Annotated in this window: 13 protein-coding genes and 2 other annotated features; of the genes, 10 read left to right on the forward strand and 3 right to left on the reverse strand. The window is 47.2% G+C overall.

Annotated features, from left to right (window positions below; all coding sequences use genetic code 11):
• Nucleotides 1-186 precede the first annotated feature (186 nt).
• Together FO446_RS11750 and FO446_RS11755 are read left to right on the forward strand one after the other, a co-directional pair.
• Nucleotides 187-1398, forward strand: coding sequence for an ornithine--oxo-acid transaminase (locus tag FO446_RS11750; protein WP_173609673.1), 1212 nt, complete (start codon nucleotides 187-189; stop codon nucleotides 1396-1398).
• A 271-nt stretch (nucleotides 1399-1669) separates the two neighbouring features.
• A complete protein-coding gene (locus tag FO446_RS11755; RefSeq protein WP_007725857.1) occupies nucleotides 1670-1807 on the forward strand; it encodes a sporulation histidine kinase inhibitor Sda in 138 nt (45 codons plus the stop codon).
• 73 nt (nucleotides 1808-1880) lie between these two features.
• On the opposite strand, the gene FO446_RS11760 is transcribed toward FO446_RS11755, so the two are convergent.
• Nucleotides 1881-2390 carry a molybdopterin-binding protein gene (locus tag FO446_RS11760; RefSeq protein ID WP_173609672.1) on the reverse strand — a complete coding sequence of 170 codons (510 nt, stop codon included), beginning with the start codon at nucleotides 2388-2390 and terminating at the stop codon, nucleotides 1881-1883.
• Nucleotides 2391-2798: 408 nt separating this feature from the next.
• Here FO446_RS11760 and FO446_RS11765 point away from each other — a divergent pair, with 408 nt between their 5' ends.
• The 5 genes from FO446_RS11765 (at nucleotide 2799) to FO446_RS11785 (ending at nucleotide 9048) form a co-directional block, all read left to right on the forward strand.
• Nucleotides 2799-4325, forward strand: coding sequence for an AbgT family transporter (locus FO446_RS11765; RefSeq protein ID WP_173609671.1), 1527 nt, complete (start codon nucleotides 2799-2801; stop codon nucleotides 4323-4325).
• Nucleotides 4326-4458: 133 nt separating this feature from the next.
• The gene (locus FO446_RS11770) at nucleotides 4459-5628 is read left to right on the forward strand and encodes a MalY/PatB family protein (protein ID WP_221867178.1); all 1170 of its coding nucleotides are present in this window, start codon (nucleotides 4459-4461) and stop codon (nucleotides 5626-5628) included.
• 78 nt (nucleotides 5629-5706) lie between these two features.
• Nucleotides 5707-6639 carry a glutaminase A gene (glsA, locus tag FO446_RS11775; protein ID WP_221867177.1) on the forward strand — a complete coding sequence of 311 codons (933 nt, stop codon included), beginning with the start codon at nucleotides 5707-5709 and terminating at the stop codon, nucleotides 6637-6639.
• Between the two features lie 93 nt (nucleotides 6640-6732).
• Nucleotides 6733-7014 carry an Fpa/YlaN family protein gene (locus FO446_RS11780; protein ID WP_007725848.1) on the forward strand — a complete coding sequence of 94 codons (282 nt, stop codon included), beginning with the start codon at nucleotides 6733-6735 and terminating at the stop codon, nucleotides 7012-7014.
• A gap of 108 nt (nucleotides 7015-7122) precedes the next feature.
• Nucleotides 7123-7363: a binding site (T-box leader), on the forward strand.
• Between the two features lie 49 nt (nucleotides 7364-7412).
• Nucleotides 7413-7650, forward strand: a binding site (T-box leader).
• Nucleotides 7651-7713: 63 nt separating this feature from the next.
• A complete protein-coding gene (locus FO446_RS11785; RefSeq protein WP_237900712.1) occupies nucleotides 7714-9048 on the forward strand; it encodes a sodium-dependent transporter in 1335 nt (444 codons plus the stop codon).
• A gap of 55 nt (nucleotides 9049-9103) precedes the next feature.
• Here FO446_RS11785 and cax read toward each other — a convergent pair whose 3' ends face one another.
• The gene (gene cax / locus FO446_RS11790) at nucleotides 9104-10147 is read right to left on the reverse strand and encodes a calcium/proton exchanger (RefSeq protein WP_173609667.1); all 1044 of its coding nucleotides are present in this window, start codon (nucleotides 10145-10147) and stop codon (nucleotides 9104-9106) included.
• Nucleotides 10148-10248: 101 nt separating this feature from the next.
• Here cax and FO446_RS11795 point away from each other — a divergent pair, with 101 nt between their 5' ends.
• Complete coding sequence (locus tag FO446_RS11795; RefSeq protein ID WP_173609666.1) at nucleotides 10249-10509, forward strand: hypothetical protein; 261 nt, start codon at nucleotides 10249-10251, stop codon at nucleotides 10507-10509.
• A gap of 59 nt (nucleotides 10510-10568) precedes the next feature.
• Here the strand turns inward: FO446_RS11795 and sleB are convergent, their stop codons facing one another.
• Nucleotides 10569-11336 carry a spore cortex-lytic enzyme gene (sleB, locus tag FO446_RS11800; RefSeq protein ID WP_173609665.1) on the reverse strand — a complete coding sequence of 256 codons (768 nt, stop codon included), beginning with the start codon at nucleotides 11334-11336 and terminating at the stop codon, nucleotides 10569-10571.
• Nucleotides 11337-11486: 150 nt separating this feature from the next.
• Here sleB and FO446_RS11805 point away from each other — a divergent pair, with 150 nt between their 5' ends.
• Both FO446_RS11805 and FO446_RS11810 read left to right on the forward strand, forming a co-directional pair.
• On the forward strand, nucleotides 11487-13115 hold the full coding sequence (locus FO446_RS11805) for a thiamine pyrophosphate-binding protein (RefSeq protein ID WP_237900714.1): 1629 nt from the start codon (nucleotides 11487-11489) through the stop codon (nucleotides 13113-13115).
• A gap of 76 nt (nucleotides 13116-13191) precedes the next feature.
• Nucleotides 13192-13533, forward strand: a complete 342-nt coding sequence (locus FO446_RS11810; protein ID WP_173609663.1) for an Asp23/Gls24 family envelope stress response protein — start codon at nucleotides 13192-13194, stop codon at nucleotides 13531-13533.
• Nucleotides 13534-13548: the final 15 nt, after the last annotated feature.

The raw sequence follows: 13548 nt of genomic DNA on the forward strand, positions 1-13548 counted from the left end.
TTATGAGGGTATCATAGCATAAAGGGAATGAGTGCAAAAACATTATGCACTGCAAAAGATTACGAATGCGAGATGCAAAATTTTTTTGCTCAACTCATCGAATTGGATCGACTTTTTGGGGTTTTGCTGTTTGGCATCGTTCTTGCTAGATAATTTTAGCAAGTGATCTTGAAGGAGGCTAACGACATGAGTAAAACAAACGTGGTTATTGAACAAACAGAAAAATTTGGTGCGCACAACTATCATCCGCTACCGATCGTTATTTCCAAAGCAGAAGGCGTATGGGTACACGATCCGGAAGGCAATAAATATCTGGATATGCTGAGTGCATATTCTGCGCTGAACCAAGGACATCGTCATCCACGTATCATCCAAGCTCTGAAAGATCAAGCAGATAAAGTAACGCTCACTTCCCGAGCTTTTTACAATGACCAACTGGGTGAATTCTACGAAAAGCTCTCTGCGGTGACAGGTAAAGAAATGATCTTGCCAATGAACACCGGTGCTGAAGCAGTAGAGACGGCACTCAAAGCAGTTCGTCGCTGGGCTTATGATGTGAAAAAAGTACCAGAAAACCAAGCAGAAATCATCGTATGTGAAGGCAACTTCCATGGTCGCACTGTCACAGTGACTTCCTTCTCTTCTGCAGAAGAGTACAGACGTGGCTTCGGGCCATTTACACCTGGTTTCAAAATCATTCCTTATGGCGATATTGAAGCGCTTAAGCAAGCGATTACACCGAATACAGCAGCATTCATGCTGGAGCCAATTCAAGGAGAAGCAGGGATCATCATTCCGCAAGAGGGCTTCTTGAAGCAGGCACAAGAGGTATGTAAAGCAAACAACGTACTCTTGGTCAGCGACGAGATCCAAACGGGCTTCGGACGCACAGGTAAAATGTTTGCCAGCGATTGGGAAAATGTAGTACCAGATATGTACATCATGGGGAAAGCTCTTGGGGGTGGCGTGTTCCCGATCTCCGCAGTAGCAGCAGATAAAGAGATCTTGAGCGTATTTGAGCCAGGCTCCCACGGTTCTACTTTTGGCGGAAACCCACTCGGATGTGCGGTTGCCATCGCAGCTATGGATGTATTGGCTGACGAAGGTCTCGTACAGCGCTCCCTGGAAATGGGCGCATACTTCATGGAGAAATTGAAAGAAATCAACAACCCGATTATCAAGGAAATTCGCGGACGCGGTCTGTTCATTGGCTTGGAGCTGACAACAGCGGCTCGTCCATATTGCGAAAAACTAAAAGAACTGGGACTCCTGTGCAAAGAAACACATGAGACAACCATTCGCTTTGCACCGCCACTTGTTATCAGCAAAGAAGACCTGGATTGGGCAATTGATCGCATCAAACAAGTTCTGCACGTGACAGAAGCAGCAAACGCATAAAAGTAACAAGGAAAGCCATCCTGTACAGGGTGGCTTTTTTGTGGGTTATTATGACAGAATAATCGCATCATTCGTTCGACAAATTTCGACTGACTGTGGATAAAAGAAAAAAAACATCCACAAAGGAAATGCTTGGATGCTTATAAGTTACACACAATTTGCCCACATGTTACCAACAAGATGTCCACATTGCTTGTGGATATCCGAACGATTGTTCGATACAAATGCTTCTGGTACAATGGGCTCATATTAAGGATGGAGGTGAGCAAAGGTGAAATACTTAAGTGACCAAATGTTGATAGAAGTATATCATCGAGCTGTCGACCTTCAACTAGATGCAGCTTTTATCGAATTGCTTCGCGAAGAACTACAGCATCGGAATATCCGTATCACGCAGTTCAGCGCCTAAGAGCAAAATCATCACACATACGTCACATATGGCAAAAGCCATCCTCTTTTTCGGGAGGATGGCTTTTGTTATCTTACGCTTGCTCCGTAATAAACTCAAAAGCGGTAATTCCTTTAATTGGTTCTTCATTGGCAAGCAACATTTCAGGCAAATAAAAATACACAGGACCATCCTCTTTAATAGGCCTGCCGCCTTTGGAGAATTGGAGGATGGCTCTTCTTGCCTCGGCAAGTGGAAGAACGATCGCTTCCTCATCCTCGCGGTGAAGACGGACATGAGTCACCTCTGGTAGGGGCTCAGCATTTGTAATGAAGGGATCAAGGCGCATTCCGTACTCGCCTTCGAGCACTTTGCGTTCTTCGGCTAAACTTTTTCTTTCGGAAGGAAGCGTAGCTCCTTCGCGCAATTCCTTATCCCACTGCGTACCTGTGCCAGCCAAATATTTTGCTTGCGTGGCCAGCGAGCTATCATCTTCGCCCGAGTATGTTTTCAGATCGAATTTGCGTTCATCAAAAACCCAGACGGTTGGATCCAATGTAATAGGGAAAGCAATAGCCCCTTTGAACACGATAACATCAGACATGCGTCATTCCTCCGTGGTCGTTCATAATCAATCTCTATATTACTATAGACCAGCAAATGACAGCAATTATCGGAAAAGCGAAAATTTCATAAAATAGTCTAAAAATTATTGACATACATTTTACAGATTATATAATCATATTAGAAAGTTATTATGTGAGAGTGAACTTTGCCTGTGATATTTGAATTCCTACTGAAAAGTGGGGGGGCCAGATAAAAGGCATTGTGTACAAGCCTTTCGATTTTTGAAAAGGCTTTCACGAAAAAAGGGAAGCTCACTTCGTCTTTCTCCCGCTGAACCATCAACGGCGATGAGCGCTAGAGAAGGAAACCTACATCATTCATCCCGAGGATGGTTGCAAAGCCGCAGAAACATTCAGGGAATTCAAACGACTTAGGGGGCGAAACTATGGCGAAAGGCACGAATGTGCAAGCAGATCTGATGAAGCAAAAAGGTATTTTAAAATGGATTGAAACCGTAGGGAATAAACTCCCGCACCCATTTGTACTGTTCATTATTTTGTGTGGCGTGTTAATGGTCGTCTCTGCAATCCTCGCAGCCATGGATTTTTCGGTTATACATCCTGCAAAAGGCGAAGAGGTTGCTGTAAAGAGTTTGCTTAGCGTCGAAGGTATTCATTGGATGTTAACGAGCATGCTGAAAAACTTTATTGAATTTCCAGCACTTGGCCTCGTTCTGGCGATGACGCTTGGAATTGGACTGGCAGAAAAAATCGGTCTTTTGACGACAGTTCTACGCAAAATGATGGCAGGCATTCCGGCAGCCGTTGTCAGTTATGCCATTGTCCTTGTCGGTATTTTAGGAAATCTTGCTTCTGATGCAGCCATGGTTATTATTCCTCCGCTTGGCGGTCTCGTGTTCTTGGCAATGGGGCGTCACCCGATTGCAGGCTTTGCAGCTGGTATGGCTGGTGTATCCTCCGGTTTTACAGCGAACTTTTTCATTGCCGGCACAGATGCTCTCTTGGCAGGGATCAGTACCGAAGTAGCGAAAACAATTGATCCAAATGCAATGGTTACACCTGTAGATAACTGGTTCTTCATGTCAGCTTCCGTTGTCATCCTCGCTTTCTTTGGAGGGTGGATTACCGATAAAATCATCGAACCACGTCTTGGCACGTATCACGGGGATCGAAACGTACAATTCGAGGAAGTAACTCCGCAAGAAAACAAAGCACTGCGCAAAGCTGGTATCGCAGCATTGATTTTCGTAGTCATTGTAGGGTTGCTGGTCGTTCCGGAGGGTTCACTGCTGCGTGATCCAAAGACAGGTGACTTCTTGACCTCACCGTTTTTGAAAGGGATCATTCCCATCATCTTGTTGTTCTTCGTGACTGTGTCGTTTGTGTACGGCAGAGCAATGGGACTGATTAAAACATCGAAGGACATTCCGCATTACATGTCCGAAGCCATCAAGGATATGTCAGGCTTTATTGTGTTAGCGTTTACAGCAGCGCAGTTCATCGCGTTCTTTAACTGGAGCAACATTGGTATTTTGATGGCTGTCAATGGTGCAGAATTCATGACAAGCATGGGCCTGACAGGCTTGCCGATCATTATTGCCTTCACCCTATTCACAGGTGTTTGTAGCTTGTTTATCACGAGTGGTTCAGCTTTGTGGGCGATCCTCGCACCTGTATTTATGCCAATGCTGATGCTGTTGGATTACAATCCGGCATTTATCCAAGTCGCTTATCGGATTGCGGACTCCGCAACCAATACGATTTCACCTGTGAATCCGTACATCCCGCTCTTCCTGGCTTTCTATCAGAAGTATAATAAGAATGCCGGGATGGGAACGATTTTCTCTACCATGACTCCATTTGCAATCGTTTTCTTGGTTGTATGGATCTTGCAGTTGACAGTATGGTACTTCCTGGATCTGCCATTTGGCCCTGGCGTATACGCTCGCTAGTCTATTATTTAGTAAGAAGAGAGTCGCTCATCAGGGCGGCTCTTTTTTTCGTACACCAGAAGCTTGGACAATTGGAAAAAGACGGTTTATGCTGTGTGTATGTAAGTGAAGGGACTACGGGGAGGGAACGAGCGTGTACGATTTTGATCAGCGCATCGAACGTAAAGGGACAGATAGTGTCAAATGGGAGATTCAAAATCCGAGAGTCAACGGAGAAGGGATGCTTCCGCTGTGGGTGGCAGACATGGATTTTGCTTGCGCTCCTGAAATCACAGAGGCATTGATCAAACGAGCAAATCACCCGATATACGGATATACGTTGAAGTCAAATGCCCTTTATCAGAGCTTGAAAGAGTGGATACACAAGCGATTTGGTGTAGAGGTAGACGTGAGCTGGATGACAGGGATACCTGGGGTCGTTCCCGGCATTCACGTCGCTATAGAGGCTTTTACAGCCCCAGGAGACGGTGTCTTGATCCAGACGCCCGTGTATCATCCTTTTTATCATGCAGTCGAAAATCGTGGACGTCATGTCGTTGCCAGCCCACTCATAGAGCGTGACGGGCGTTATGAAATGAATTGGGATGATCTCGAACAAAAGCTGAGCGACACGCGGGTGAAGCTCATGCTGCTCTGCACACCGCATAATCCGATCGGCAGGGTATGGACCAGAGAAGAGCTGGAGCGCTTGGGGAGATTGTGTGTAGAAAATGGCGTGATTGTGGTTGCCGACGAGATTCATTCGGATTTGGTCTATGAGCCAAATGTTCATACGCCTTACTATTCGCTGGCACCGGAGCTGGCTAACCAGAGCGTTACCTTTCTATCAGCCGCCAAAACGTTTAATTTGGCTGGCCTGTATACTTCTTATTTGATGGCAGAAAATCAGCAGTTATTGCGGGACTTCCAGGTCACAGCATCCAAAATGGGCTACGAGAACCTGAATCTGTTTGGGATGGAAGCAACGATCGCTGCCTACCAACATGGAGAAACATGGCTGGAAGAACTGCTAATCTATTTACGTAAGAATGCGGCCTATGTACATGAGTTTTTATCGACTCGTGTTCCGGGGGTATCTATGGCAATTCCAGAAGCGACATACTTGGGGTGGATGGATTTTAGACAGTTAGGTTGTAGTCAGGCGGAGTTGAACAAGCTCATTCGCGAGGAGGCAAAGCTCGGTTTGCACGATGGGACGACGTTTGGGCCAGATGGTGCAGGGTTTATGCGAATTAATTTTGCCTGCCCGAGATCGATTCTAGTCGAAGCGATGGAACGATTGGAGCACGCTGTTCAGAAGTAGGGATAATTTGACATGTCCCCTATAGAAATCTACAATCGAATCTGTATACATCGACGTAATAGACAGAGGGGATTTTCGATGGATTTGAAGCAAGCGTCTGAACAATTGTTACAAGTACGCAACCAATCACTTGAGTATACACACAATGGGAGTGTAGCGTCCTACATCCCTGAATTGGCAAAAGTCGAACCACATCAATTGGGGGTGGCTGTATGCTTGCCCGATGGGACGATCCTTTCTGCTGGTGATGCAGATGCGCCATTCTCGATGCAAAGCATCTCCAAGATTTTCTCGCTGATCGTCGCCTTATGCCAGAACGGGAAGGAATACGTGTTTCGGCATGTGGGGAAAGAGCCAACTGGCGACCCGTTTAATTCGATTATTAAACTGGAGACGACCGAATCCCATAAACCACTGAACCCGATGATCAATGCAGGAGCCATTGCGGTTGCTGGCATGATTCGTGGCGCTAATGTGGACGAGCGGCTAGATGCTGTGCTGGCTTTGATGCGGAAAATGACGGGAAACCCTCATCTTACGATCAATCAAGCTGTTTATTGTTCTGAAAAGAAAACGGCTGATCGCAATCGTGCCCTCGCTTGGTTTCTAAAGGACAGCGGCATTCTCGAAACAGATGTAGAAGAGACGCTTGATCTGTATTTTCGCCATTGCTCGATAGAAGTGACAGCGAAGGAAGTAGCTACACTAGGGATGGTCCTTGCAGCGGACGGAATTCTCGTGAATACGGGTGAGCGAGTGATTCCAGAAGAGGTAGCAAGAATCTGCAAGACTTTCATGGTGACTTGTGGGATGTACAATGCCTCTGGTGAGTTTGCGATTGACGTAGGAATCCCTGCGAAAAGCGGGGTTGCCGGCGGTATTATGGCAACCGTGCCACAGCGTATGGGGATTGGTGTGTTCGGTCCGTCCTTGGATGAAAAAGGAAATTCGGTAGCCGGTGTCAAGCTGTTGGAGCTACTCTCAAAAGAGTGGAAGCTTGGTATCTTTTAGCTTCTTGCAGTTGATCTGTCTTCTCCCCTTTTCAAATGGCCCAGAATCGCGTACTATGTATGATAAGGATGGAGGCAAACGGAGGGATAGGTTTTGACAGAAATTAAGGTTCCCGATCTGGAACAAAAAGCGCTAGCGTTGCTTCAAGCAGACGCCGACAAAATTTACAAGCTGATCGACGTACAGATGGAAAACCTGACCATGCCGCAGTGCCCACTGTATGAAGAAGTGCTGGATACCCAAATGTTCGGGCTTTCTCGTGAAGTAGAGTACGCGGTCCGCTTAGGACTGATTAGTGAAGACATTGGTCGAGAAATTATGGGTTCATTGGAACGTAAATTGGCCCATCTTCATGAACTGTTTAATCAAAAGTAAGGCGAGGAGAGCGGCGATTATCCTCGCTTTTCATTTTGTTAAAAGAAAAAACACTTGCCTATTTCGTATATTTATATTAAATTAAATTCTATAATTTTTTATTAATTTTGAAATGCGATGATGGAGACTAGTATGCGGAATCACCGCTTGTCAGGGAGAAGCTGCCTTAGACTGTAAGCAGCTTTGAAGCGCGCCCCGTAGAATTCCCTCCTGAGCAGCCCTCTTAATGGCTTTTCGCCTAGTAGGAGGAATCGGGTCATTCCCGTTATCAATGATGGAGAGAAGTGTGTAGGGGTTCTGTATCCCGTGCACTTAATCAGGGTGGTACCGCGAATAACTCGTCCCTTTTTTGGACGGGTTTTTTTAATTTTCGTGAATGCCCAACAATCGAATCATAGAAACAAGCAAGGAAAGAGACTAGTAAACGGACCTGCTACATGACAGGAAAGGCTGCCATAGACTGAGAGCAGCCTGATGGAAGCCCCGTTGAATTCACTCTTGAGCTGACCTCTGAACGCAGGCGCCGCCAGTAGGAGAGTCCGGGTCACACCCGTTATCAATGACGAAGCGAGGCATCGCCTTTAGGGGGATGTCTAAGTAGGGTGGTACCGCGAGAAATGAAAACTCGTCCCTTTTTGGGGCGGGTTTTTTTGTATCCATTTTTGAGCATAAAAAGAATATCTTTGGAGGGTGAAGACTATGAAACAAGCCGAACAATGGACGAGCAGGCTCGGCTTCATCTTGGCAGCAGCAGGCTCGGCGATTGGATTGGGGGCCATTTGGAAATTTCCTTATATGGTCGGAACGAGCGGTGGTGGAGCGTTTTTTCTCCTTTTCATCATCTTTACACTAGCAATTGGTCTTCCGCTGTTGCTAGGAGAATTCACAATCGGACGCAGTACGCAAAAAGAGGCGATCAGTGCGTACAAAACAATTGCGCCAGGGTCACTCTGGCATTGGATCGGTCGCCTTGGGGTGATCACTTGCTTCTTGCTCTTGTCCTTTTACAGTGTAGTGGGGGGCTGGATTCTTAGTTATCTTCTTCGCGGGTTTACTGGTCAATTGCAAGGGCCAGCTTATGACAAAGTGTTTGGTGACGTTATCGGTGATCCTGTTAGTGCAGTCGTTGCGCAGTTGGTTTTCATGCTCATCACTGCATGGGTAGTCGCGAGAGGCGTACAGAGTGGAATTGAGTCCGCTAACAAGTACATGATGCCTGGTTTGTTCCTTTTATTCATGGTATTGATGGTTCGTTCCTTGACGTTGGATGGAGCGATGGAGGGCGTTTCCTTCTTTCTGAGTCCTGATTTTTCCAAGCTGAGTGCACAATCGATCCTGTACGCATTGGGCCAATCCTTTTTCGCGCTGAGCGTCGGGGTGTCTGTCATGGTCACGTACAGCTCGTACCTTGCCAAAAACGAAAGTCTGGTTCGTTCTGCTGGATCGATTGTCAGTTTGAATCTGCTCGTATCGCTGTTTGCCGGTTTGGCGATTTTCCCTGCTGTCTTCTCCCTTGGAGTAGAGCCAACAGCAGGGCCGGGATTACTGTTTATCGTACTGCCTTCTGTGTTTGAACAAATTGCCTTCGGTAGTATTTTTCTGTTAATCTTTTTGGCTCTTTTCCTTTTCGCTACGTTGACTTCGGCTTTTTCGATGTTGGAAATTATCGTCGCATCTCTTGCAAAAGGGGACGAAGCAAAGCGCAAGCGCCTTGCTTGGGTGGTTGGTCTGTTGATCTTTATCGTCGGTGTACCGTCGGCGTTGTCATTCGGCGTATGGAGCGAGGTTACGCTGTTCGGTAAATCTATCTTTGATGCGATGGACTTTTTGGTCAGCAATATCTTGATGCCGCTGGGAGCGCTGCTTATTGCGATCTTCGTTCCTTTGAAAATGAAGCGGGAGACCTTGATCAACGAGCTGGGGGCGCATACTTCTCTGGGCAAACGCCTGTTTATTGTTTGGCTTCTCCTGATTAAATATGCAGCACCTATCGCGATTCTCGCCGTTTTCCTGCAAATGCTGGGAATCTGGTAAAACAACGAAAGGCTTCGCCACTTTAGGATGGCGGAGCCTTTTTTGTTCCTGCGCCCTACGCGAAGAAAAAAACCGTACCCAAAATAATATACACCGTCAAAAGGAGTACGCCTTCAAACCAGTTCGTAGCGCCATCCCGTGTGATGGAAATCGTAATAAAGGTAGCAACTCCGATCGCAGCTAATTCAAAGCTAGTGAACACGATGTCCATCGGATTGCCTAGCAAGAGACTGAGAATGACGAGAGTAGGGGCCACAAACAAGGCAATCTGCAAGCTGGAGCCGATCGCGATTTCGACTGCTGCACCGATGCGTCCTTTTAGTGCCAAAAGCATGGCAGCGCTGTGCTCTGCCGCATTCCCGATGATCGCAATGACAAAAGCACCGACGAATAACTCTGACCACCCTAACGATTCGGAGACATGCTGAACTCCCTCTACCAGCCATTCCGAGACAACGGCCACGAAAAAGGTGGAGACAGCAAGCATCAAGAGAGAGACGCCTTTTGACCATACCGCATCACTTTCTTGCGGCTCGATATCCGATAAAAAATCACTGTGGGTAATCATTGAAAAGATGAGCCATAAAATGTAGGCAATGATGAGCAGGCTGGCGATGACGATGCTGATGATCTCTACCTTGATCATAGGCAGATCAAACATGAAGACTGCCGGTATGAACAAAGCGACGATTGCGAGTGTCATCAGGGAAGCATTGTGACTGGCCAGCCTGCTATTGAAGGTTTGTTCCTTGTACTTAAGACCGCCCAGTAGCGTGCTCAAGCCGAGAACCAACAGCATATTTCCGATGATCGCACCGGTAATAGAGGCTTTGACCATATCGAACAAGCCTTCTTTCACCAGAAAAAAAGCAATAATAAGTTCAGCGGCATTTCCGAAGGTAGCGTTAAGAAAGCCCCCGATTCGGTCCCCAGCATAATGGGCGACGCTCTCTGTCGATTTTCCGAGCCAAGCCGCCAAAAAAATGATGGCAAGGGAAGACGTGGCGAATTGGAGCATTTCATTTCCAGAAAAATAGTGGGCGTAAAGGGCTAATAGCATGCTCCCGCCTACTAATGAGAAAAAGAGTTTCAAGTTCATTTGATCACCTCAGCAGTTTTTACGCATCTCTAAACCTCATAGGTATAGAGTTCCTGTTCTGGACAAAACTAACCATGAACTAGAAAAGGGAGGTGTTTTTTATGACCCAGCCTTTATTGTGCCCGACATGTAAATCGAATCGGATGAGATTCACTGTCATTGAGCAGACCCCTCGCTATATAAGACTGGATCCACAGTCAGGCGAAGTCGTAGCAGAACTCCATCAAGACCAGCTCGATATGTTTCACCAGCCGTACAAAGGTGAGAACTACATGATACAATGTGGTGTTTGCGGGACCACTGAACCGGAAGAACGATTCATCAAAATGGCCCAGCATTTCCAATCACAGCGTTCCAAATGAAACGCGAAAAGGAAAACAGGCACGCAGTTACGACTGTCGTGCCTGTTTTTAATAGAATGCTAACGACAAAAAATGTGTCTGCCGATCTTTTTGATTTGAGGGCGGCTCCAAATCCAACCGGATGTAGCAGTATCCGGGTTGAAATAATAAATGGCCCCATCAGTTGGGTCCCAACCTTTGAGCGCGTCATTCACTGCTTTTTTTGCCTGCTCGTTCGGTGTTAGCCAAATCTGACCATCCGCCACGGCCGTAAAGGCCCGAGGTTCGAAAATAACGCCCGCTGGTGTATTGGGAAAGGACGCGTTTTTCGTACGGTTTAGAATAACAGCCGCCACTGCCACTTGGCCAATGTAGGGCTCTCCACGCGATTCTCCGTAAACGGCATTCGCCATCAGACGCAGGTCGTTCTCCGATATTCCAGCTGCGTGATACGTAGGTTTAGAAGGCGTAGAAGGCTTCGTTGGTGCAGGGGTTGCGGTTTGTGGCACCCCGAGATCAGAAGCAGTAGGCTTATAATTTTTCGTTGCATTGTACAGCTTTACTTTCGTCTGCGCCCCAAGGACACCGTCTACGGTTAAGCCAAACTCATACTGAAAGTTACGCAGCGCCCAATAAGAACGCCATCCGAATACCCCGTCTACTTTTCCGGTATAGAAGCCAAGGTGCTTCAAGCGATACTGCATTTCGCGCACGTCTGAGCCTTCTGCCCCTACTTTGACGATCTGCTTACTGAATGCATCCGAGCGCAAGGGAGATACCATAACCGCAGACGTAATCAGAAGTGCGAATACTACTACAGCTAGCAGCCATTTGACAGGCTGTTTCATTTCTTACCCTCCTTCGGGTATGGATTTGTATATCAGTTGATTATTGTTAGGTTCTCCAACTTCCGTCATTTTGGTCTTAGTAAAATATTGGAGAATGCGTAGACTACGAGTACATGTATTTGCACTTTGTCCTGAAAGGGGAAGATTTTGATGCAGGTCGCGCAATATTTGACGGAGCAATTGATTAGATGGGGAGTAAAACGAATCTACGGGGTGGCAGGTGACGGAATCTTTGCCTGGCTGGATCAGATCGCGAAGCAATCCGACATTCAATACATTGCTTGCAAGCATGAATCTGCTGCGGCCATGATGGCAAGTGCGGAAGCAAAACTGACGGGGTTTCCGGCTGTTTGTACCGCGACGATGGGGCCGGGTTTCGTCAATCTGCTGAATGGACTTGCAGATGCCCATACGGATCGTGTACCTGTCATTGCAATTACAGGTCAAGTGGAGACATACAAGCTGGGTGGTGCGTACAAGCAGTTTATCTCACAAGAAGATATGATACGCCCCATCAGTTTTTATTCGACAACGATTACGCATCCAGACGCAATCCAAAGTGTTCTGCACAAAGCATTTGTCACGGCTATGCAACAAAAAGGAGTGACACATCTCGCCATTTGCAAGGATGTCTTCACCCAAACGACTTCAGAAGCTGTCCTTGCAGCACTTCCACGTATTCCACATGCCATTTATCCTGATCGGATGGAGATTGAGCTTGCTTCCGAGCAGGTTGCGAAGGCGAAAAAGCCTCTCGTTCTCCTTGGAATCGGTGCCCGCAAGTCGGCCGATTCGTGTGTGAGGCTAGCGGAACAGCTAGGGGCAGGGGTGTTGCTGTCGCTCGGAGCAAAAGGGACGGTTGATGAATCTCATCCACTTGTGATTGGCGGTTGGGGAGAGGGGGGCAGCGAAACCGCTTTACATGCGTTAGCGGAAGCAGATTTGTTGCTGATTCTGGGAGCGAGCTGGTTCCCTCGTACTTTTTTGCCAAAGAAACTGTCCGTCATTCAAGTAGATCATCAGCCTGGATCCATACATGCTCATCCCTACCTCCAGTCTGTCACAGCTGAATTGGATGATGTCCTGCCGATCTGGATGAGGCGTTTGCAATCGCACAGAAAAGACGATGCGTGGCAGGAACAGATCAAGCGTTGGCATGGAGAGTTTGGCGAGGAGACAGAGCAAGCAGTCATTCAACAAGTGAGTGAACGAGTAAAGCCACAAACCTTGATGCATACACTTGGGGGCATGGTCAATGAAGATGCGATTATCGTCCTGGATACGGGGGAGCACACAATCTGGTTTAACCGTGCGTTCCGTGGGAAAAAACAGACCCCACTCTTTTCGGGAAAGTGGCGAACAATGGGATTCGGGTTGCCTGCGGCTGTGGCTGCAAAGCTCACCTATCCTGAGAAGCAGGTCGTCTGCGTCGCTGGGGATGGGGGATTACAAATGAATCTGGAGGAACTTATGACAGCGGCCCAGCTCCAACTTCCGATTGTGATTCTTGTGGTGAACAATGGGACATTAGGATTGGAAGAGGTGAAAATGAGTCAGGCGGGTTTGATCCCTTTTGGAGTGAAATTGCGTAATCCAGATTTTCAGCAATTGGCGAGTGCTTGCGGAATCAGTGGCAAGGTTGTCAAAGAGGTACAAGCTCTTGAGCCAGTATTGCGGGAGGCTTTTGCTGCAGATCAGTTGACACTCGTTGACATACATTGCACGTCTCCGACACTAACGGAGAGAAAAAAACAAATTTCCTTCCAAGCCCAAGCATGATTTGTTTATAATGAAAGAAAAGGCAAATGAAACCAGTGGGGGAAGAACGAAACGGGCGAAGAGGGAGGGCGTCCTGATGGCTGACAGGCTTGGCGAAATCAGAGTAGCAGATCAGGTGATCGCAATCATTGCTGGCGTTGCTGTAGAAGAAGTGTTGGAAGTCACAGTCCGTTCAGGCGGAATCTATCAAGATTTGGCGAAAAAGCTGAATGGCGGCGCGAAAGGCATTACTGTATCCGTAATCGACGACAGAGTCACCATTGACATGCGTGTATCCGTCCGTTATGGGGCGCAGATCCATCACGTCTGTCACGTCCTACAGGAAAAAGTAAAAGAAGCGGTGGAAACACTGACAGGTCTTTATGTGGAAGCTGTGAATGTACGGGTGGAAACAATCGAACTTCTTCGAAATGACTAAGAAAAAAGGGATACT

Origin of the sequence: Brevibacillus brevis (assembly GCF_022026395.1) — a bacterium.
Taxonomy (GTDB): Bacteria; Bacillota; Bacilli; order Brevibacillales; family Brevibacillaceae; genus Brevibacillus.